At 61.8% G+C, this 21049-nt stretch carries 18 protein-coding genes; 4 read left to right on the top strand and 14 right to left on the bottom strand.

Annotated elements, in window-relative coordinates; translation table 11 throughout:
• Positions 1-44 precede the first annotated feature (44 nt).
• The 13 genes from OCK01_RS18090 to OCK01_RS18150 all read right to left on the bottom strand — a co-directional run bounded on the left by OCK01_RS18090 (position 45) and on the right by OCK01_RS18150 (position 15374).
• Positions 45-1607, bottom strand: a complete 1563-nt coding sequence (locus OCK01_RS18090) for a putative bifunctional diguanylate cyclase/phosphodiesterase (RefSeq protein ID WP_263825119.1) — start codon at positions 1605-1607, stop codon at positions 45-47.
• 272 nt (positions 1608-1879) lie between these two features.
• Positions 1880-5338, bottom strand: a complete 3459-nt coding sequence (gene pyc / locus OCK01_RS18095) for a pyruvate carboxylase (RefSeq protein WP_263825120.1) — start codon at positions 5336-5338, stop codon at positions 1880-1882.
• Positions 5339-5552: 214 nt separating this feature from the next.
• A complete protein-coding gene (locus OCK01_RS18100; RefSeq protein WP_263825121.1) occupies positions 5553-6296 on the bottom strand; it encodes a helix-turn-helix transcriptional regulator in 744 nt (247 codons plus the stop codon).
• Between the two features lie 214 nt (positions 6297-6510).
• On the bottom strand, positions 6511-7395 hold the full coding sequence (gene purU, locus OCK01_RS18105) for a formyltetrahydrofolate deformylase (RefSeq protein WP_182828144.1): 885 nt from the start codon (positions 7393-7395) through the stop codon (positions 6511-6513).
• Between the two features lie 205 nt (positions 7396-7600).
• Positions 7601-8908, bottom strand: coding sequence for a type III glutamate--ammonia ligase (glnT, locus tag OCK01_RS18110; RefSeq protein ID WP_263825122.1), 1308 nt, complete (start codon positions 8906-8908; stop codon positions 7601-7603).
• Positions 8909-9003: 95 nt separating this feature from the next.
• The gene (locus OCK01_RS18115; RefSeq protein WP_263825123.1) at positions 9004-9465 is read right to left on the bottom strand and encodes an OsmC family protein; all 462 of its coding nucleotides are present in this window, start codon (positions 9463-9465) and stop codon (positions 9004-9006) included.
• Position 9466: 1 nt separating this feature from the next.
• Positions 9467-10795, bottom strand: a complete 1329-nt coding sequence (locus OCK01_RS18120) for an FMN-binding glutamate synthase family protein (protein WP_182828146.1) — start codon at positions 10793-10795, stop codon at positions 9467-9469.
• Positions 10796-10809: 14 nt separating this feature from the next.
• On the bottom strand, positions 10810-11496 hold the full coding sequence (locus OCK01_RS18125) for a GXGXG domain-containing protein (RefSeq protein WP_182828147.1): 687 nt from the start codon (positions 11494-11496) through the stop codon (positions 10810-10812).
• Between the two features lie 37 nt (positions 11497-11533).
• The gene (locus OCK01_RS18130) at positions 11534-12439 is read right to left on the bottom strand and encodes a class II glutamine amidotransferase (protein ID WP_263825124.1); all 906 of its coding nucleotides are present in this window, start codon (positions 12437-12439) and stop codon (positions 11534-11536) included.
• Positions 12440-12514: 75 nt separating this feature from the next.
• Positions 12515-13177, bottom strand: coding sequence for a helix-turn-helix domain-containing protein (locus OCK01_RS18135; RefSeq protein ID WP_263825125.1), 663 nt, complete (start codon positions 13175-13177; stop codon positions 12515-12517).
• Between the two features lie 73 nt (positions 13178-13250).
• Positions 13251-14144, bottom strand: a complete 894-nt coding sequence (locus OCK01_RS18140) for a GlxA family transcriptional regulator (RefSeq protein WP_263825186.1) — start codon at positions 14142-14144, stop codon at positions 13251-13253.
• A 77-nt stretch (positions 14145-14221) separates the two neighbouring features.
• Positions 14222-14677 carry a cyclic nucleotide-binding domain-containing protein gene (locus tag OCK01_RS18145; protein ID WP_182828150.1) on the bottom strand — a complete coding sequence of 152 codons (456 nt, stop codon included), beginning with the start codon at positions 14675-14677 and terminating at the stop codon, positions 14222-14224.
• 13 nt (positions 14678-14690) lie between these two features.
• A complete protein-coding gene (locus tag OCK01_RS18150) occupies positions 14691-15374 on the bottom strand; it encodes a response regulator transcription factor (protein WP_182828151.1) in 684 nt (227 codons plus the stop codon).
• Between the two features lie 151 nt (positions 15375-15525).
• Here OCK01_RS18150 and OCK01_RS18155 point away from each other — a divergent pair, with 151 nt between their 5' ends.
• The gene (locus tag OCK01_RS18155) at positions 15526-16056 is read left to right on the top strand and encodes a L,D-transpeptidase family protein (RefSeq protein WP_412179027.1); all 531 of its coding nucleotides are present in this window, start codon (positions 15526-15528) and stop codon (positions 16054-16056) included.
• A gap of 13 nt (positions 16057-16069) precedes the next feature.
• On the opposite strand, the gene OCK01_RS18160 is transcribed toward OCK01_RS18155, so the two are convergent.
• Positions 16070-16642 (bottom strand): SixA phosphatase family protein, encoded by a 573-nt coding sequence (locus tag OCK01_RS18160; RefSeq protein WP_263825127.1) that lies wholly within the window; start codon positions 16640-16642, stop codon positions 16070-16072.
• 148 nt (positions 16643-16790) lie between these two features.
• Between OCK01_RS18160 and OCK01_RS18165 the strand changes: the two genes are divergently transcribed.
• From OCK01_RS18165 to OCK01_RS18175, 3 genes are all read left to right on the top strand, one after another.
• A complete protein-coding gene (locus OCK01_RS18165) occupies positions 16791-17621 on the top strand; it encodes an aldo/keto reductase (RefSeq protein ID WP_263825128.1) in 831 nt (276 codons plus the stop codon).
• Between the two features lie 442 nt (positions 17622-18063).
• Entirely contained in the window at positions 18064-18594 is a 531-nt protein-coding gene (locus OCK01_RS18170) for a calcium-binding protein (protein ID WP_263825129.1), read from the top strand.
• A 113-nt stretch (positions 18595-18707) separates the two neighbouring features.
• Positions 18708-20996: a rhamnan synthesis F family protein gene (locus OCK01_RS18175; RefSeq protein WP_263825130.1), complete on the top strand. Its 2289-nt coding sequence runs from the start codon at positions 18708-18710 to the stop codon at positions 20994-20996.
• Positions 20997-21049 lie beyond the last annotated feature (53 nt).

Raw genomic sequence — 21049 nt, forward strand, 5'->3', positions numbered from 1 at the left:
CGGGAATTACTCGTCAATGGCGGGATTTTGCTAGTTATGAAGCGTCAGCGACCGTCGGCGGCGCTGACTTCCGGTGCGGCGGTCGTCTCGAACGCCGTCCGTTCGGCCGGCCGACCGAACAGATAGCCTTGGCCCTCGGCGCAGCCCCAGCCGCTCAACAATTCGAGATCGCTCGCCTTTTCAATACCTTCGGCGGTGCAGCGCAGGTTGAAATTGCGCGATAGCCCGATGATGGCGCTGATGATGGCGATGCTGTCATTGCTGTCGGCCATGGATTGCACGAAGGTCTGGTCGATCTTGATCTTGTCGAACTGGCAGACGCGCAGGTGATTGAGCGTCGAGGCGCCGGTGCCGAAATCGTCGAGCGCAACGGAGACGCCGGCGGCGCGGAGCGCCTCGATATTGGTCTTGGCCGTCATCAGATCGGTGATCAGCGCATTTTCGGTAATTTCCACTTCCAGCCGCGAAGCGGGAAAATCATGCGCGGCGAGAATGGCGAGCAATTTCTGGGCAAGGTCCTTGTCGCGCAGCTGCACCGGCGACAGGTTGACCGACAGCATCACATGCGCCGGCCAGAAACGACCGAGCGTGACGGCTTGCGTCATGATCGCCTCGCAGACCTCTTGGATCTGGCCCGTCTGCTCGGCAATGGGAATGAAGTCGGCGGGGTTGATCATGCCGCGCGTCTGGTGCCGCCATCGCGCCAGCGCCTCGTAGCCGATGACGTCGCGGGTCGCGAGATCGACGATCGGCTGGAAATAGGGCACGATGTCGCCGGCCTGCAACGCCAGCTTCAGCTCCGCTTCCATCCAGCTGCGGGCCTGCACGGCGCTTTCCAGCGCGCTTTCATAGACGGCGATCTGGCGGCGACCGCGGCGCTTGGCCTCATAAAGGGCGATGTCGGCTCGGCGCAGGGCCTCTCCGACGCTGTCGACCTTGTCGTCGCCGATCATGGCGACGCCCACGGAAGCGCCGATGCGCAGCGCTACGTCATTGTAGTCGAACGGCGCCTGAACGGCGGCGATTACATAGCGCGCGAAATTCAGCGCATCCTGTTCGTCGCCGAGCGGCGGGGTGATGGCGGCGAATTCGTCGCCGCCGAAACGGGCGACGAGGCCGCCCGGAAAATGGCCTTCGATCCGGCTTGCGAAATCGATCAGCACCTTGTCCCCCGCCGCATGGCCATGGGCGTCGTTGACAGGCTTGAAGTGATCGAGATCGATCAGGAACACCGCCCGCTTTTCCGTCGCCGGGCGCTCGAACATGGCGCGCTCGGCGAAGCTTTCGAAATTGCGGCGATTGGCGAGGCCGGTCAGCTGGTCATGCAGGGCGAGGCGTCGCGAATGCAGCTCGGCCTGCTGCTGGCGGCGAAGCGCAGCGCGCAGCCGCTGATACTGGACGACGGCGAATGCGGTGAGGCCGAGGCTCGCAAACAGGCCGAACATCAGGATTCCGTCGAAGGCTTGATGGTCGTCTCCGAGCCGGGGAACAGCGCCGAAGGACCTGGTCAGGGGCTGAGACGTCGACAGGGTCTCGGAAACGTGCAACCGGGAAAATAGCGCCACGAGATCGTGATGCAATCCTGCCATGAGCGCGACGATGAACAAAACCAGAGTTGCTCCGCCTATCAGGATGTTTTCGATCCTCTGTCGGCGGAGAGTGGCGCGGTCTTGAAGCGGCTCGTGTTCCACGGCGCGGCCCTTGCGGTCGTTGTCAGACAGCGGAAAAGCTAGGCGAAAAGCATTAATTCGTTTTAAATCGACTCAAATTTTACGCGATAATCCGAACCCTTTTCAGATTCGGCGTAAAGAATTCGTTATGGCTCGACCATTAGATCGCCAGAACGGGGCGACGCGCGCCCCGTCCCGGCTTGTTTCGCTCAACCGAAGACGATCAGCAGGTCCTTGGCGTCGATCTGGTCGCCGGCGCGCACCAGCACTTCGGCGATCACGCCGTCCTTTTCGGCGTGCAGCGCCGTTTCCATCTTCATCGCTTCGATCGACAGGAGCACGTCGCCGGCCTTCACCGCCTGGCCCGCGGAAACAGCCACCGCCGAGACGACACCCGGCATCGGCGCGCCGAGCTGCGCGGCATTGCCGGCTTCCGCCTTGCGGCGCACAGCGCCGTTGGCGGCGCCCTGGGCGCGGTTGGGCACCTTGATGCGGCGCGGCTGGCCGTTGAGCTCGAAGAATACGGTGACCAGACCCTTCTGATTGGTCTCGCCGATCGCCTGGTTGAGAACCACCAGCGTCTTGCCCTGTTCGATATCGGCAAAAAGCTCTTCGCCCGGCGGCAGGCCGTAGAAGTAGTTCGGCGTCGGCAGCACCGAGACCGGACCATACTGATCCTGCGCAATGGCGAAATCGGTGAACACCTTCGGATACATCAGATAGGAGGCAAACTCGAAGTCGCTGATCTTGCGCTCGAGCTTGGTCTCGATATCGGCGCGCTCCTTGTCGAGGTCGGCGTCCGCCAAGAGCGAGCCAGGACGGGCGGTATAGGGCTTCTCGCCCTTCAAAGCCTTTTTCTGCAGCGTCTCGGGCCAACCGCCGGGCGGCTGGCCGAGATCGCCCTTGAGCATGGAGACGACCGATTCCGGGAAGGAGATTTCCCTGGTGGGATCAACCACGTCTTCGACGGCGAGATCCTGGCTGACCATCATCAGCGCCATGTCGCCGACCACCTTGGAAGACGGCGTCACCTTGACGATGTCGCCGAACATCTGGTTGGCGTCGGCATAGGCCTGGGCGACCTTGTGCCACCTCGTCTCGAGACCCAGGGAACGGGCCTGCTCCTTGAGATTGGTGAACTGGCCGCCCGGCATTTCGTGCAGATAGACTTCGGAGGCCGGTCCCTTGAGGTCGCTTTCGAAGGCTGCGTATTGGGTGCGCACGGCCTCCCAGTAGAAAGAGATGCGGCGGATCCAGGCGGGATCGAGGCCGGGATCGCGTTCGGTGCCCGAGAGCGCCTCGACGATTGAGCCCAGGCAGGGCTGCGAGGTGTTGCCGGAAAAGGCGTCCATGGCGGCGTCCACCGCATCGACGCCGGCTTCCACCGCCGCCAGCACGGTCGCGGCCGAGATGCCCGACGTGTCATGGGTGTGGAAATGGATCGGCAGAGACGTCGCCTGCTTGAGTTCCCGGAACAGCACGCGGGCTGCGGCCGGCTTCAACAGGCCCGCCATGTCCTTGACGGCGATGATATGCGCGCCCGCCTTTTCCAACTGCTTGGCGAGATCGACATAATATTTGAGGTCGTATTTGGGACGGGCCGAGTTGAGGATGTCGCCGGTGTAGCAGATCACCGCTTCGCAGAGCTTGTTCTCTTCGATCACGGCGTCCATGGAGACGCGCATATTCTCCACCCAGTTCAGGCAGTCGAACACGCGGAAGAGGTCGATACCGCCCTTGGCCGCCTGGCGAACGAAATACTTTACGACATTGTCAGGATAGTTCTTGTAGCCGACGCCGTTGGCGCCGCGCAGCAGCATCTGCAGCAGGAAGTTCGGGGCGTTCTGGCGGATCAGCGACAGGCGCTCCCAGGGATCTTCGGTCAGGAAGCGCATGGCGACGTCGAAGGTCGCCCCGCCCCAGCATTCCAGCGAAAAGAGGTTCGGCAGCGCCTTGGAATAGGTGCCGGCGATGGCCGCGATGTCATAGGTGCGCATGCGGGTGGCGAGCAGCGACTGGTGGCCGTCGCGCATGGTGGTGTCGGTCATCAGCACGCGCTTTTGCGCCACCATCCAGTCGGCGAATTTCTTCGGGCCGAGTTCGTCGAGCAGCTGCTTCGTGCCCGGCTGCTGCGGCAGGTCGCAGAAGGGGATGACAGGCGCCGCTGCGTCCTTCGGCGGCTTGGCGCGGCCCTTGACTTCGGGATGGCCGTTCACCGTCACGTCGGCGATATAGGTCAGAAGCTTGGTGGCGCGGTCTTGGCGCTTGACCTGCTGGAAAAGCTCCGGCGTCGTGTCGATGAAGCGCGTCGTATAGCTGTTGCTCTGGAAGGCGGGGTGGCTGATGATCGCTTCCAGGAAGGTCAGATTGGTGGCCACGCCGCGGATGCGGAATTCGCGCAGGGCGCGATGCATGCGCTGGATCGCTTCGGTCGGGGTCGGCGCCCAGGCCGTCACCTTTTCGAGCAGCGGATCGTAATAGCGGGTGATGAAGGCGCCGGAATAAGCGGTGCCGCCGTCGAGACGAATGCCGAAGCCGGTCGCGCCGCGATAGGCGGTGATGCGGCCGTAATCGGGAATGAAGTTCTGTTCCGGATCCTCGGTGGTGATGCGGCATTGCAGGGCGTGGCCGTTGAGGTGGATGTCCTCCTGGGCCGGCACGCCCGATTCCGGCGTGCCGATCGTGAAGCCGTCGAGAATGTGGATCTGCGCCTTGACGATATCGATGCCGGTCACCTGTTCGGTGACGGTATGCTCGACCTGAATGCGCGGATTGACTTCGATGAAGTAGAATTTGCCGGTGTCGGAATCCATCAAGTATTCGACGGTGCCCGCGCCGATATAGTTGGTGGCCTCGGCGATCCGCAGCGAATAGGAAGCCAGCTCCTGGCGCTGGGCGTCCGAGAGATAGGGCGCGGGCGCGCGCTCGACGACTTTCTGGTTGCGGCGCTGGATCGAGCAATCGCGCTCGAAGAGATGTACGACATTGCCATGCGTGTCGCCCAGCACCTGGCTTTCGACATGGCGGGCGCGCTCGACCAGCTTTTCGAGGTAAACTTCGTCCTTGCCGAAGGCGGCTTTGGCCTCGCGCTTGCCTTCGGTGACTTCGCGCAGCAGATCCTTGGGGTCGCGGATGGCGCGCATGCCGCGGCCGCCGCCGCCCCAGGAGGCCTTGAGCATGACGGGATAGCCGATCTCTTCGGCCAGCCGCTTGATCGCCTCGGGATCGTCGGGAAGCGGATCGGTGGCGGGAACCACCGGCACGCCGATGGAAATCGCGAGATTGCGGGCCGCGACCTTGTTGCCGAGCTGGCGCATGGTTTCGGGCTTGGGGCCAATGAAGGTGATGCCGGCTTCGGCGCAGGCCTCGGCGAATTCCGGGCTTTCCGACAGCAGGCCATAGCCCGGATGGATGGCGTCCGCGCCCGACAGTTTGGCGACGCGGATGACTTCGTCTATGGACAGATAGCTCTCGATGGGACCGAGATCGCGTTCCAGATGAGGGCCCCGGCCGACCTGGTAGGATTCGTCGGCCTTGAAGCGGTGCAGCGCCAGCTTGTCTTCTTCGGCCCAGATCGCGACGGTTTTCAATCCCAGTTCATTGGCGGCGCGGAAGATGCGAATCGCGATCTCTGACCGATTGGCGACGAGAATTTTCTTGATAGACAAGGCCGAAGTCCCTCCTGACACGGATGTGGTGCACGCCCATGATATCTCCGCCGCGCCGGTCGACCTGTTCAATCAGCGCCGCCGGTTTCCCCTACCGGCGAAGAATTTTGTGCGGAACGGCAGAAAATTATTGCGTGCGCGAACAGACGCTAGCGCGTCGCACACGGAATTTCAATTTGAATTGTTTCATCGATCAGAAACAATTTAAATCGATTCAGGTGATCAGCCCCTGCCTGAACGCCAGTGCCACGGCATGGTTTCTGTTGCGCGCCTTGAGCTTGGCCTGCAGGCTTGCGACATACCAGTCGACCGTGTTGGACGATACGTTGAGGATGGTGCCGATCTCGGGCGAGGTTCTGCCTTCGGCGAGATTGTTGAGCGTCTGGATCTCGCGATGCGTCATGGTCATCTCCGCCGTCGGCTGGACCGCCGTCGCAGGCGCCTCTCCCATGAATTCCAGATAGCGGATATAGGCGTTGCGGAAGGCGGTTTCCAACAGCGCCACTTCGGCGGGAGACAGTTCGACGTCCTCGGGGCCGCCGATCGTGGTCGCGCCGATCAGCCCGGCGCGGGAGAAGACTGGGAAGATGTATCCCGAGGTCAGGCCATGCGCCTTGCCGTCCGCCATCATCGCCTTCATCCGGCGGTAATGCGGATTGTCTCGATAGGCTTCCACGGCGTCGCGCCAGGAAAAGCTGCGGTTGGCGCGCAGCAGGAAACGGATCGTCGGATCCATGACGATATATTTCTTGGCGACGTATCGTTTCACCCATTCGGGCGGCCAATTTGCGGCGACGATCAGTTCGGCGGCGTTTTCGATCGGCTTCGGCTGATGAAAGACGCAGTAATATTTGAACCCGTAAACGCCTAGAATACGTTCGATTTCTGCTGATAATCTCTCCGAAGAGGGGACTTCGGACGTGGTTACCAGAAAATGCATGATCTCTGTGAATCGCAAGACTTGCTCCATGCGGATTCGTTCTGCTTTAAAGATTTCTAATAGACAATCGAATTGAGAAAATCACACTTTTCCTTCGCAAGGAACAGTTACTTGTCGCATTGTGCTGGAATTCGTATTTTCCACATGGCGGCCGCGGCCGCCTATACTCAAACAATCGGCCGCAGACGGTGTCCGTCTGCGGCCGGATGATTAGGGCGCTGGCCGCTGGGCGTCAACCCATGCGCTCGGAGGCGTAGGAGCCCGGGCTCGCCGGGAAGACGATGGTCCGGTTGCCGTTCAGGAACACGCGGTGGTGGATATGGGCGTGGATCGCGCGGGCCAGAACCTGGCTTTCCACGTCGCGGCCGATCGACACATAGTCGGAGGCCGACTGCGCATGCGTGATGCGGGCGACGTCCTGCTCGATGATCGGACCTTCGTCGAGATCGGCGGTCACGTAATGGGCCGTCGCGCCGATCAGCTTGACGCCGCGCTCGAAGGCCTGCTTGTACGGGTTGGCGCCCTTGAAGCTCGGCAGGAAGGAGTGGTGGATGTTGATGATCCGGCCGGACATCTTCTTGCAGATATCGTCCGACAGCACCTGCATATAGCGGGCGAGCACGATCAGTTCGGCGCCGGACTGCTCGACGATTTCCATCAGGCGCGCTTCGGCCTGCGGCTTGTTGGCCTTGGTGACGTTGACGTGATGGAAGGGAATGTCGTGGTTGACGACGACTTTTTGGTATTCGAAGTGGTTGGACACCACGCCGACGATCTCGATCGGCAGCGCGCCGATCTTCCAGCGATAGAGCAGGTCGTTCAGGCAGTGGCCGAAGCGCGACACCATCAACAGCACCTTCATCTTGGCGTCGCCGTCATGGAATTCCGACACCATGGCGAATTTCTTCTTCACCGGCTCGAAGCCTTCGACGATTTCCTCGATCGCCACGCCTTCCTGGCTGGTGAAGGTCAGCCGCATGAAGAACATGCCGGTGTCGAGATCGTCGAACTGCGAGGAGTCGACGATGTAGCAGCCCTTGTCGGCCAGAAAGCCGGTGATGGCCGCAACGATGCCTCTGGTCGAAACACAGGATACGGTCAGGACATAGTTCTTCATGTGAGGCCTTTCGAACGCCTGTTTGACAAAATTCCACCCGGCGGGCCGGCGAGGCCCGCATTAACTTCCCCTGGCGTCTATGACAAGGCCGCCCCCGGTCCGGACGCCTTCCGCCGGTGTTTGGCGGGCGCGTCGGTTCGGAGGCAGCATAGGGCATTTCCCGTGTCGCTATTTGCTGTTTGCGACAGCTCCTTGATGCCGCCCGTCAAATATCGAGCGTGGTCGCCCTTTCCCATTCGGTGAACTGGGAGCAGTAGCTGTTCCACTCCTGATGCTTGAGCTTGAGATAGGCCGAGGAGAAGGCCTCGCCCATGGCGGCTTTCAGGCCTTCGTCCCGGTCATATTCGCGCAGCGCGTCGAGAAGGTTGAGCGGCAGGCGCGGCGCATCGGTGATCTTGTGGCCGTCCCTGTACATGTCGATGTCGTGATGCGGGCCGGGATCGGCGTCGCTCGCCAGTCCGCTCAGGCCGGCGGCGATGATGATCGCCTGCAGGAGATAGGGGTTGACGGCGCCGTCGGGCAGGCGGAGTTCAAAGCGGCCGGGGCCGGGCACGCGCACCATATGGGTGCGGTTGTTGCCGGTCCAGGTCACGGTGTTGGGCGCCCAGGTCGCGCCGGATATGGTGCGCGGCGCATTGATGCGCTTGTAGGAATTGACGGTCGGATTGGTGATGGCGGCGAGCGCCGAGGCGTGCTTCATGATGCCGCCGAGGAAGGTCTTGCCTTTCTGCGACAGACCGAAGGGCATGGCCTTGTCGGCGAAGGCGTTGACCTTGCCGTCGAGATCCCAGACCGAGATATGGCAATGGCAGCCGTTTCCAGTCAGGCCCTTGAACGGCTTGGGCATGAAAGTGGCGCGAAGGCCATGCTTTTCCGCCACCGACTTGACCATGAATTTAAAGAAGGAATGCTTGTCGGCGGTGATCAGCGCGTCGTCATATTCCCAGTTCATCTCGAACTGGCCGTTGGCGTCCTCATGGTCGTTCTGATAGGGCTTCCAGCCGAGCTCCAGCATGTAATCGCAGATTTCGGCGATCACGTCGTAACGGCGGAGCAGCGCCTGCTGGTCGTAGCAGGGCTTTTCGGCCGTATCGGCGGCGTCCGAAATGGTCGAACCGTCGGGCGTGATCAGGAAGAATTCGGCCTCGACGCCGGTCTTGACGCGCAGGCCTTTCTCGGCCGCCTCGGCGATGCGCTTCTTCAGCACCACGCGCGGCGCCTGTTCGACCAGTTCGTCCTCCATGATGCAATCGGCGGCGACCCAGGCGACGTCCTTTTTCCACGGCAGCTGGATGACCGAGGACGGATCCGGCTTGGCGAAGAGGTCGGGATGGGCGGGCGTCATGTCGAGCCAGGTGGCGAAACCGGCAAAGCCCGCGCCTTCCTCCTGCATGCCCTTGATGGCGGCAGTCGGGACCAGCTTGGCGCGCTGGGCGCCGAACAGGTCGGTATAGCTGACCATGAAATATTTGACGCCGCGCTCCTTGGCCCAGCTTTCAAGATCCAGTGTCATTTCAGTTCCCCTCGATGGCGGGGCTCTACGGCCCCTGAACATGTGACATTCGCAAAGCCCGGACGCGCTGACGGCGTTTGTTTCCGGGCTCTCGCTCAGACGGCGGGTTCGCAGCGGATCTCGGTGCGAACCGAATTGGCGATGAAGCACTCCTCATGCGCGAGATGGTGGAGATCATCGATGACGGACTTTTCCGGCGCATCGCCCTCCCAAGCGATGCGGGGCCGGAGCGTCACCCGGCTGACCCAGAAACGGCCCGAGGCGTTCTTTTCCATGACGCCTTCGGCTTCATCCTCATAGCGATTGACCACCAGTCCCCGCTTTGCCGCGAGGTAGAGGAAGGTCATCATGTGGCAGGACGAGAGGCTGGCGACGAAGGCCTCCTCCGGATCGACCCCCGACGGGTCGGAATAGCGCGGCACGACATGCGGCGATGACGAGGCCCGGAGAACCACGCCGCCGTCGAACGCCCAGGAATGCCCGCGGCTGTAGCGATTGTCCGAAAACACCTCGCCTTCCGCGCGCTCCCAGAGGATCGTGGCGGTGTAGCTCGCCATGTCAGAAGCCTCCCTTGCCCGGGTACCAGCTGGTGCCGGCGAGCGGCACCTGGGCCATGGCGGCGGCTTCCATCGTCAGCGCGCAGAGATCTTCGGGTTCGAGATTGTGGAGCTTGTTCTTGCCGCAGGCCCGGGCGATGGTCTGGGCTTCGAGCGTCATTACCTTGAGATAGTTGGCGAGACGGCGGCCGGCGGCGACGGGGTCGAGACGGGCGGCGAGTTCCGGATCCTGCGTGGTGATGCCGGCCGGGTCCTTGCCTTCATGCCAGTCGTCATAGGCGCCTGCGGTGGAGCCGAGTTGTCTGTATTCCTCTTCCCATTTCGGGTCGTTGTCGCCGATCGCGACCAGCGCCGCGGTGCCGATGGCCACTGCATCCGCGCCCAGCGCCAAGGCTTTGGCGACATCGGCGCCCGACCGGATGCCCCCCGAAATCACCAGCTGCACCTTGCGATGCATGCCGAGATCCTGCAGCGCCTGCACGGCCGGACGGATGCAGGCGAGCGTCGGCATGCCGACATTCTCGATGAACACGTCCTGGGTGGCGGCCGTGCCGCCCTGCATGCCGTCGAGCACCACGACGTCAGCCCCGGCCTTCACCGCCAGCGCGGTGTCGTAATAGGGACGCGCGCCGCCGACTTTTACATAGATCGGCTTTTCCCAATCGGTGATTTCGCGCAGTTCGAGGATCTTGATCTCGAGATCGTCGGGACCGGTCCAGTCGGGATGGCGGCAGGCCGAGCGCTGGTCGATGCCCTTGGGCAGGTTGCGCATATTGGCGACGCGGTCGGAGATCTTCTGTCCGAGCAGCATGCCGCCGCCGCCGGGTTTGGCGCCCTGGCCGACCACCACTTCGATGGCGTCGGCGCGGCGCAGATCCCGTGGGTTCATGCCGTAACGCGACGGCAGATACTGATAGACGAGCTTTTCGGAATGGCCGCGCTCTTCGTCGGTCATGCCGCCGTCGCCCGTCGTCGTCGAGGTGCCGGCGATGGTCGCGCCGCGCCCCAGCGCTTCCTTGGCGTTGCCCGAGAGCGCGCCGAAGCTCATGCCGGCGATGGTGATCGGCGTTTTCAGATGGATCGGCTTCTTGGCGAAGCGGGTTCCCAGCACCACGGACGTGTCGCATTTCTCGCGATAGCCTTCGAGCGGATAGCGCGAGATCGAGGCGCCGAGAAACAAGAGGTCGTCGAAATGCGGAACCTTGCGTTTGGCGCCGGCGCCGCGGATGTCATAAATGCCGGTCGCTGCGGCGCGACGGATTTCCGCGAGCGTGTAGTCGTCGAAGGTCGCGGATTTGCGGGGCGGGGTATAGGGATTGTGATAGGACATGATTTCCCCTTGCCTCAGTAAGCGTCGGCATTGTCGATGTTGAAATTGTAGAGTTTGCGCGCCGAGCCGTAGCGCTTGAACTCTTCGGGCTTGACGCCGGTGACGCCGCCCTTTTCGAGAAGCTCGGCGAGCTTTTCGAGATGTTCGGGCCGCATCTCCTTTTCGATGCAGTCGGCGCCGAGGCTTTTGACCGAGCCGCGCACGAACAGCTTGGCTTCATAGAGCGAATCGCCGAGCGCTTCGCCGGCGTCGCCGCAGACCACGAGATGACCCGACTGGCCCATGAAGGCCGACATATGGCCGATGGAGCCGTGGACGACGATGTCGATGCCCTTCATCGAGATGCCGCAGCGCGAGGCCGCGTTGCCCTTGATGACGAGCAGGCCGCCGCGGCCGGTGGCCCCGGCATACTGGCTGGCGTCGCCCTCGATCACCACCGCGCCGCTCATCATGTTTTCGGCGACGCCGGGGCCGGCCGAGCCATGCACGGTGACGGTCCCGCCGTCATTCATGCCGGCGCAGTAATAGCCGACCGAGCCCTTGACCTCGACGGTGACGGGGCTGTCGATGCCGACGGCGACGGCGTGGTGGCCGCGCGGATTGATCACTTCGAAATTGGTGTCGTTGGCGCCGGCGGCGAGGCCGTGCAGCGCCTTGTTGAGATCGCGCAGCGGCGTTTGCGACAGATCGAATACTGGCATGGATTTCTAACTTTCCTGTCTTGAAGCGCGGACGGGCTCAGGCCGCCTTGTCGTGATCCCAGAAATAGACGGTGGCCGGCTCGGGCTCCCAGACGCGGGCGTTCTCGATGCCCGGCAGATTGACCAGCGCGCGGTATTCCGAGCCGAAGGCGACATACTGGTCGGTCTCGGCCATGACGGCGGGCTTGCAGGCGATGGGATCGCGCACCACGCCGAAGCCGGATTTGGTGCCGACCACGAAGGTGAAGAAGCCGTCGAGATCGTCGAGCGCGCCGGTCAGCGCTTCGCCGAGATCCTTGCCCTTGGCCATTTCGGCGGTGAGATAGGCGGCGGCGACTTCGGAATCGTTCTGGGTCTCGAAGCGCATGCCCTCGCGGATCAGTTCACGACGCAGATTGTTGTGGTTCGAGAGCGAGCCGTTATGCACCAGGCACTGGTCCGGCCCGGTCGAGAAGGGATGGGCGCCGAGCGTGGTGACCGCGCTTTCGGTGGCCATGCGGGTGTGGCCGATGCCGTGGGTGCCCTTCATGGCGCGGACGCCGAAACGGGCGACGACATCCTTGGGTAAGCCGACTTCCTTATAGATCTCGACGCTTTCGCCCGACCCCATCAGCCGGATGCCCGGACGGATTTCGGCGAGAATCTCGCGCATGCGCGGCAGGTCGGCCTGATCCACTTCGATAACTGCATGCGTGCTCTTGCGTTCGACGGAAGCGCCGACGCCAGCTTTGGCGAGATCTGCGTCGAGGCCCGCGAAATCCGTCTCCGGCGATGCCGATTGCACGGTGATTTTCGCCTTGCCGCCTTCCGCGCCGCCATAGATCGCGATGCCGGCCGAATCGGGGCCGCGATCGGTCATGGTGATCAGCATGTCCGAGAGCAGCGCGCCGAGTTCGGGCTCCAGGCTTTTGTCTTTGATGAAGAGGCCAACAATGCCGCACATGGGTTTATTCTCCAGTTCCTACGCCCGGACAAATATCACCCACATGAAATTAGTTCAACTGTTATGAAAGATATTTTACCGGCGTCCGCGCGCTTTTTCCGGGTAGGAGATGATCGACAGGTAACGCGCCGGCAGTTTCACCAGAACCTCGGGTCCATGCGGCGCATCGGCGTCGAAAAACAGGCTGTCGCCGGGAGTCATCGGATAGAGTTTGTCGCCATGGCGGTAGTGGACTTCGCCTTCAAGCATATAGAGAAATTCGAGCCCTTCGTGCTGAAAGGTCGGGAAAACATCGGAATCGGTGGTGAGCGTGATGAGATAGGGTTCGACCACGACGCCGGACGTGTTGTTGCCGATATGGCCGAGCAGATTGTACTGATGGCCGGCGCGGGTGCCGCGGCGTTCGAGCTCCACGCCTTCGCCCGCCTTGACGAACATCGCGTTGCGGCTTTCCTCGAAGCGGCGGAGAAACGCGGTGACCGGCACGCCCAGCGCCTGGGCCAGCGCCTGCAGCGTCGTCAGCGAGGGAGACGTGTTGCCGTTCTCGATCTTGGAGAGCATGCCGAGCGAGATCCCGGTGGCGCTGGCGAGATCCGAGCCGGTGATGCCGAGCTTTTTGCGCAGTGTGCGGACTTCATGGCCGATGGCCCGCTCCAGATTGTTTTCCCGCGCATCCTCGCGCACGGCATGCGGGTTTTGGAACGGCAGGCCGTCATGGCCAGCTTCGACTGTCGTCATTCTCTGCGCTTTCCGAATTTCCTGATGGGAAAAATCTTAACAGGAATACGCCGCCACAGGAAAGAGGTTTTGGTTATTTTCGCATGTCGCTCGGGCTCTCGCCATAGAGCCTTCGGAAGGCGCGCGAGAATTGCGAGGCGCCGGAAAAGCCGCAGGCCAGCGCGATCTCGGAGATCTTCATGGGGCTCTGCCGGAGCAGCGACCGGCCGTGCTCCAGACGGATGCGCAGATATTCCTGCTGAAAGCTGGCGTTGAGATGGGCGGCGAACAGCCGGTCGAGATGGCGTTCGGATACGCCGGCGAGCGCTGCGAACTCCGCCCGGCTCGCCGGCTCTTCCACCGAGGTTTCCATTCGCTCGAGCACGGCGATCAGCCCCGCATGGCGTATGCCGTAGCGCGCCGTCACCGACGACCGTTGCGGGCTGGTGGGCGGATCGACATGCCGATGCAGGAACCAGTCGCTGACCGCCCGCGCAAAATCCGGACCGTGTCGATCCTCGATCAGCGAATGCATGAGGTCGAGCGGGGCGACGCCGCCGCCGCAGGTGATCCGGTCGCGATCGATCACGAAGCGCACCCGCTCCGGCACCAGGTTGGGCCAGCGCTCGGTCAACGCGGCGGCATACTCCCAATGCACGGTGAAACGACGTCCGGCCAAGAGGCCCGCCGCCGCGAGCAGAAGCGGGCCGCCTGAAATGCCTCCCAGCGCCAGACCCGACCGGGCCATCCGTCTGAAGAACGCCGTCAGCTGCGCATTGGCGAGATAACGGGCCGGATCGCCGCCGGCCACCACGAGAAGAATGTCGAGTTCACTCGCCTCGCGCGGCAGCGGCTCGACCGGGGCAAGCACGCCCACGGAGGATTCCGCCATGTCGATTTCCGCGCCGAAAAAGCGCAATTCGAACAATGTTTTGCCGGCTAAGAGATTGGCGGCGCGCAGCGGTTCCACCGCCGAGGCGAAGGACATCAGAGCGTAACCCGGCAGCAACAGAAAGCCGACCCGGTAGGGCTCGGCGCCCTTGTTGCCGTGGTCGCCGCGCGCCGTCACGTGAGCCTCGACGACAGGGCCTCCAGATCGGCGGCGAGCTTCGTGAAGTTCTCGCGCAGGCGTTGCTGCAGCGACACCGCCACCTCCGGATATTCCTCCAGCATGCGGTGAAACAGCGCCCGGGAGATACGGATCACTTCGCTGGCTTCGGCCGCAACGGCGGAGAACTGCCGCTCCACCTCGGCGACCATGGCGATTTCGGTCAGCATCGAGCCGGGTCCGGCTTCGCCGGTCTTGTGCTCGCCGCGCGAGGGAGAATAGCGCACGAGGTCGATACGCCCCGCCGTCACCACATAGGCGCCGTCGGCGGCCTCGCCCTGGCGAAATAGGATGCGGCCCGGCTCTATGCGGCGGCGCTCGGCGCCGAAGGCCAGAAGGCGCAGATGGTCCTCGCTCAGATCCCGGAAGATCGAGAGACGCTGAAACAGCGCGATATCGTCCTTGAGCGCCAAAGCCTGTCCTGCCTTACGGAATGATCTTGTAGCCGCCGTTCTCGGTCACGAGAATTTCGGCGTTGGAGGGGTCGCGCTCGATCTTTTGGCGCAGGCGGTAGACATGGGTTTCCAGCGTATGGGTGGTGACGCCGGAATTATAGCCCCAGACCTCTTCCAGCAATTCGTCGCGGCTGACCGATTTCTGCCCGGCGCGGAAGAGATAGCGAATGATCGCCGCTTCCTTCTCCGTCAGACGGATCTTCTTGCCGTCCTGGTCGGTCAGCAGCTTCTGCGCCGGCTTGAACAGGTAGGGGCCGACATTGAAAGTCGCGTCCTCGCTCTGTTCGTACTGTCTCAGCTGGGCGCGGATGCGGGCGAGCAATACGGCGAAGCGGAAGGGCTTGGTGACATAGTCGTTGGCGCCGGCTTCCAGTCCCAGGATCGTGTCGGCGTCGGTGTCGTGACCGGTCAGCATGATGATCGGGCTCTTGAAGCCGTTCTTGCGCAACAGCTTCACCGCCTCGCGGCCATCCATGTCGGGCAGGCCGACATCCATAATCAGGAGGTCTATCTGTTCGGAACGGGCTGTCTGGATGCCCTTGGTCGCGCTTGCTTCTTCGACGACGCGGAATTCCTCGTAGAGCGACAATTGTTCGACGAGCGCTTCGCGCAGGTCCTGGTCGTCATCCACGAGAAGAAGATTGCGGGCGTTCATGGCGTCGTTCTCTCATTTGCAACGAGTCAATCGATTGGTATGTCAGAATACGCAGCGAGGGCAAGGCCAGGGCGATTCCACCCCTTCCTAGCTTCGGAAAAAACATCACCTGCAACACAATTCTCTGTGAAAATAGCGTCCGGAGGCGATGATGCCAGCAAAACCGCTCCCCGAGATCATTGTGCGTCCCGCTCCCGGCGATCGGCGGCGCGCCATCGTCCAGGCGGGCTCTCTGACCTTTCGCGCCGCGCTCGGCCGCTCGGGTCGGTCGAGCCGCAAGCGTGAAGGCGATGGCGCGACGCCGATCGCCGCGATGCGGATTCTCTACGGCTTCTATCGCCGCGATCATGGCGCCCCTCCGCGCTCCCTGCTGAAGCTCATCCCCATCCGGAGCTGGATGCTGTGGTGCGATGCGCCGGGGGACGCCAATTACAACCGCCCGGTCCGGATCCCTTTCGGCAAGAGCCATGAGGTGCTGACGCGCGACGACAGTCTCTATGACATCTGCCTCGTGCTCGACTGGAATATGAGCGAGCGCAAGCAGGGCGCGGGCTCGGCGATCTTCTTTCACCTCACCCGCCCCGGCTACACGCCCACCGAAGGCTGCGTGGCGATCGCCAGGCGCGACATGGAGAGGCTTCTGCCGCTGATCGGACCGAAGACCATGCTGCGGGTGCTTTGATTCAGGAACGCGGTCAGCCTTTCCCGGCCAGCGACTTCGGCGTCACGAAGGCCTTGAGGCGCCCCTTGCCCGGCTGGACGGCGGACCAATCCGCGCCTTCGAAGTCGAAGACCGCGAGCCCCGCGGTCGGATACTTCTTGAGGAGACGCTCGGCATGCTCACCCTCGCGCGACGCGAGGAGACGGCGGGCGAGATCTTCGAGGCCGGGATTATGGCCGATGATCATCAGGGTCTTGATCGAGGCTTTCGTTTCGTGGACCACCGCCAGCAAGGTCTCGGCGCTGGCTTCATAGATCCTATCCTCGGTCTGCGAGCACGTGGTCTCAGGCAGCAGTTTTCGCACCAGCGACCAGGTGTCCTCCGTGCGCCGCGCCGGCGACACCAGAACGAGGTCGGGCGTCAGGCGACGTTTGGCGAGAGTGGCGCCCATCAGCGGCGCGGCCCGACGACCGCGATCCGCGAGCGGTCTCAAGCGATCCTCGACCCCATCCGGCCAGGCGGATTTGGCGTGGCGCAGCAGGATCAGGCGTTTGTCGGATCGACGCGCGGGGGCGGCGTTCGACGTTTCTGCGGGAACCTCGGTCATGGGTCGATCGTTTGTCGCTGCCACTGGTTGGTTTGCCGGAAATAAAGCCTATATCGTGACGCGCGGCAAGGCGGGGCGCGCGCTCGCGCCGCCGAGATCCGCTTTCCCGGCGGCGGACAGGTCCGACGCATGAGGCAAGGAGAACATCATGACGCACAATCCCCTTATGACATTGAATGACAGCGCGAAGATCCCGCAGATCGGGCTCGGCGTCTGGCAGACGCCGAACGACGGCGCGGCGGACGCGGTGCGCACCGCCATCGAGGCCGGCTATCGCCATGTCGATACCGCGGCGATCTATGAAAACGAACAGGGAGTCGGCGACGGCATACGCCAATCCGGTCTGCCGCGCAGCGAGCTCTTCCTCACCACCAAGCTCTGGAACGACCGGCAGGGCTATGACAGCGCGCTCGCCGCCTTCGACGAAAGCCTGAAGCGGCTGAAGACCGATTATGTCGATCTCTATCTGATCCACTGGCCGTCGCCGCATCGCGGCCAATATGTCGAGGCTTGGAAAGCGCTGGCGCGCCTGAAGGAAGAGGGCCGGGCGCGCTCTATCGGCGTTTCCAACTTCGCAGCCGAACATCTCGACCGCGTCATCGCCGAGACCGGCGTCACGCCGGCGCTCAACCAGATCGAACTGCATCCGGATTTCCAGCAGAAGGCGCTGCGCGAAAAACACGCCTCACTCGGCGTCGCGACCGAATCCTGGAGCCCGCTCGGCCAGGGCGCACTGCTGGATCATCCCGTCATCGCCGCGATCGCCGAAAAGCACGGCCGCAGCGCCGCCCAGGTGATCATCCGCTGGCACATCCAGTCCGGGCTGATCGTCATCCCCAAATCCGTCACGCCGAGCCGAATCGCTGAAAACATTCAGGTCTTCGATTTTGTCCTCGATGATTCGGACGTGGCGAAACTCGCAGATCTCGATTCGCCGGCGGCCCGAATCGGCCCTGATCCGATCACTGCGACGTTTTGACGAATTTTAGCCTGAGAGCAGCCGGGCAGGCCCGTCGAAAGGCGGCGTCTGCCCGTCTCTTTTCGGAATTCGGAAACTTTGCGAGACGTCGCCTTACGCCTTCGCCTCCTGTCGGCCGGGTGTCAAAGCTCGGGGCGAGACGCCGTCTCCGGGAATGAGCCACGCTCGGTTTTGTGCGGTGCATAAGAAAATTGGCTGTTGTTGCAGGCGCACAACAGTGCGCCAATTGACCGGTCTCTTCTTCAGTGTGTTCAAGTTCATTGCTGAATCTACTTGCTTTTCTATGCTTCAGCTAGACGCTTCGCAAATAGTAGGGGCGCGGATTGGGAAAGCATTAATTTTCAGTTTCAAAGATCCTGTGATTTTTGCATTTGCATTTTAGGGATACCTGTGCAACTTTCCGGCTGCGTAAACGGCGCTCAAGCAGGAAAAGGGGGCAACAATGGCCACACTTAAGGGTAACAACAAAGACAACAAGCTCAACGGCGACTTTGGTCAAAACAAAGACGACAAGATCTGGGGTCTTGGCGGCAAGGACATCATCAAGGGCAAGACCGGCGATGACAAGCTGTACGGCGACTCCGGCAATGACCAACTGTTCGGCGACTCCGGCAATGACAAGCTGTTCGGCGGCTCCGGCAATGACAAGCTGTTCGGCGGCGACGGCAATGACGTCCTCACTGGCGGCTCGGGCAACGACACCCTCAACGGCGGCGCAGGCAAGGACGATTTTGTCTTCGGCAAGAAGGGCGGCAACGACACGATCACCAAGTTCGAACTTGGCAAGGACGTGATCCAGATCGCCAAGGGCGTGGCTGGAATCAAGAAGGTCGGCGACATCCTCAAGCTCGCCAAGGAAACCAAGGGCGGCGACGTCGTGATCAACCTCGGCAAGGATGGCAAGATCACCATCAAGGACACGGATCTCGCCAAGCTCAAGAAGAACCCGGACAAGTTTTTCGACGTCATCTGAAGACGGCGTCACTTCTCGTCTTGGAAAAGGGGGCTCTGCCCCCTTTTTTTATTGTTGGGGTGTCTTATAAATTTTTCCGACGGCTTGGCCCAAGCGGAAACGGAGGCGAATGAATGAGCATGGCGGGTGAAGACGAAGGCGGCGACCTTGCCTCACGGACCGAGAACGGATCCCCGGACGCCCGCACACAGCCGCGCAAATACCTCTTTCTGTCGTCTTCTGAAATTTCCGCGCTCTTTCAAGGCGGCTTCATAGACGCCGCCTTCTTCCGCCGCCGTTACAATCTGCCGATATCGGACGACGCGGTGCTCGATCACTTCAAATGGCACTCGTCAAGCGATGGTCGTTCCTACTCCGCCAAGATGAATGTCCGGGCGTATCTGGACGCCTATCCGGAGGTGGAAGAGAGCGGAGTGTCGCCCATCCTTCACTATCTCCGGGAAGGGCGGGCGAAGGGGTACGACATCGTCAGTCATGCGGAAGCCGAAAAAACCGGTCCCATGACGATTCGTGTTCATGAGAAGGGCCTGAAGCGCCTCATCTCATCCGGACACATCAATTCGAATTTTTATCGATCGCGTTACGGCGCTGAAATTTCCCATGAGGAAGTCGTTTCACATTTCCTCAACCGGTCCGCCTATGACGGCCGCTCATATTCGGCGAAATTCGATTCGATCGGATATCTGCGCTCACACCCGGACGTGATCGCCGCCGAGCATTCGCCGCTCTGGCACTATGCGTCAAAGGGCCAGGATGAGGAGCGCGGGATCGCCGACGCCTGGCGCGAGTTTTCCTGGATTCCGGACAATATCGAGTATGCCGAGCCTGACGATGCCGCGCAATCGGACGCTTCCCCGCATATCGCCATCCATCTGCACATCTTCTACCGCGATTACCTCAAGCGGTTCTTCGACCTCTTGAGCAATGTCCGCTTCGAATTCGATCTGTTGATCTCGACGCCGTTCGAGGACATCGAAGAGTCCAGTCGTCTCTTCTATGACCTGCCGAATGTACGTCTCGTCGAATGCCGTGTCGGAGAAAATCGTGGTCGGAATTTCGGGCCGATGCTGGTCGATTTTCGCGAAGACTTGCAAGAATACGATTACGTTCTTCACCTGCATTCGAAAAAATCGCTCTATGCCGGCGGCGAACAGGCGGGTTGGGCAAGTTATGCGCATACGTTCCTGCTGGGCGATCATCACGTCGTCTATCGTCATCTTCAACTCATGCAGAACGATCCCTCCATCGGTCTGCTGGCCCTGACGCCGTTCCACAAGCTCCCGCACTGGGCAAATCATACGCTGAAGAACAGCCAATCGGTTCGAGATCTCTCCGCGCGCCTGGGATTTGAGCCGGAATTCGGCTTTCACAGCTATCCTGTGGGAGGTATGTTCTGGATGCGTCCGTCTGCGCTGAAGTCTTTGCTGGACTATCCCTGGAGTTATTCCGATTTTCCTGCGGAAGACGGCCAGACCGATGGCGCGCCGCAGCATGCGTTGGAGCGATGCGTCGGCTCGATCTGCCGATCGTCGGGTTCGAACCTGCTCTATTACGAGCCGTGGTCGAACCGCTACGGGCTCGATCGTTACGACGAACTGGCGATTTACAAGAAGGAAAGTAAGGCGAACCTCATTCGCCTCGCCGCCAACGCCGATGTCGTTTCGAGCGACGTCTTCGACACGATCGTTTATCGGCGCAGCATGGATGTCGAAATCGGCAAACGCGCGGTCGGTCGACGTCTCGTCGATCTCGGGCTGATCGGCAGCGTCGACGATTTTGTTTCCCTCCGCAACAGCACCGAACTGGAGCTCCGCCTGGAGCAGAATTTCGTCGGCGACGTCGGACTGGAGCAGATTTATCATCGGCTCGTCGCTGTTCTGGGCGTCGGCAGTCCGGACCCGGCGGAGCTCTCTGAATCCGAATTCGAGGCTGATCTGGCCGACCAAAAGCCTCGCCTCGCCATCGTCGACGCCCTCAACACGATCGGCCGGCGCACGAGGCTCATCTTTACCAGCGATTCCTACTACAGCCGGGAACAGATCGGGCGCCTGATCACGAAAGCAGGCATTCATGCGGCGCACGAGGTCTTCGTGTCGTCGGCTTTGCAAGCGCGAAAGGACACCGGTCGCATATGGGGTCATGTCGCGCGCGCGATGAATGTCGAGCCGAACCAGATCCTGCACCTCGGCGACAATCTCGTCTCAGATGTCCAGATCGCGACCGACCACGGTGTAGGAACCTATGCCGTCCTGCATCCGCTCGACAAGTTTCGCGCTTGCACCAACCGCCGGATCGACCTCGAGCAGATGAGCGGAGCCTTGAGGGCGCATTGGCTGAGGATCGCCGAAGCCGTCGGCTGCGATCCATTTTATGACCACGAGGTTGCGATCCATGTTGACTGACGACGGCTTGCAAGATCTCGAAAATTACTTCGTCTTTTCTCTGGCGCCTCTCC

The organism is Rhizobium sp. TRM95796 (assembly GCF_025779995.1).
Taxonomy (GTDB): Bacteria; Pseudomonadota; Alphaproteobacteria; order Rhizobiales; family Rhizobiaceae; genus Rhizobium_E.

Bases quoted from the DNA above. Each gene is read 5' to 3' on its own strand.
- purU (WP_182828144.1), bottom strand. From the start codon at position 7,395: ATGAAGAACTATGTCCTGACCGTATCCTGTGTTTCGACCAGAGGCATC.
- glnT (WP_263825122.1), bottom strand. From the start codon at position 8,908: ATGACACTGGATCTTGAAAGCTGGGCCAAGGAGCGCGGCGTCAAATAT.
- OCK01_RS18115 (WP_263825123.1), bottom strand. From the start codon at position 9,465: ATGGCGAGCTACACCGCCACGATCCTCTGGGAGCGCGCGGAAGGCGAG.
- OCK01_RS18120 (WP_182828146.1), bottom strand. From the start codon at position 10,795: ATGTCCTATCACAATCCCTATACCCCGCCCCGCAAATCCGCGACCTTC.
- OCK01_RS18125 (WP_182828147.1), bottom strand. From the start codon at position 11,496: ATGCCAGTATTCGATCTGTCGCAAACGCCGCTGCGCGATCTCAACAAG.
- OCK01_RS18130 (WP_263825124.1), bottom strand. From the start codon at position 12,439: ATGTGCGGCATTGTTGGCCTCTTCATCAAAGACAAAAGCCTGGAGCCC.
- OCK01_RS18135 (WP_263825125.1), bottom strand. From the start codon at position 13,177: ATGACGACAGTCGAAGCTGGCCATGACGGCCTGCCGTTCCAAAACCCG.
- OCK01_RS18140 (WP_263825186.1), bottom strand. From the start codon at position 14,144: ATGTCCTTCGCCTCGGCGGTGGAACCGCTGCGCGCCGCCAATCTCTTA.
- OCK01_RS18150 (WP_182828151.1), bottom strand. From the start codon at position 15,374: ATGAACGCCCGCAATCTTCTTCTCGTGGATGACGACCAGGACCTGCGC.
- OCK01_RS18155 (WP_412179027.1), top strand. From the start codon at position 15,526: ATGCCAGCAAAACCGCTCCCCGAGATCATTGTGCGTCCCGCTCCCGGC.
- OCK01_RS18160 (WP_263825127.1), bottom strand. From the start codon at position 16,642: ATGACCGAGGTTCCCGCAGAAACGTCGAACGCCGCCCCCGCGCGTCGA.
- OCK01_RS18165 (WP_263825128.1), top strand. From the start codon at position 16,791: ATGACGCACAATCCCCTTATGACATTGAATGACAGCGCGAAGATCCCG.
- OCK01_RS18170 (WP_263825129.1), top strand. From the start codon at position 18,064: ATGGCCACACTTAAGGGTAACAACAAAGACAACAAGCTCAACGGCGAC.
- OCK01_RS18175 (WP_263825130.1), top strand. From the start codon at position 18,708: ATGAGCATGGCGGGTGAAGACGAAGGCGGCGACCTTGCCTCACGGACC.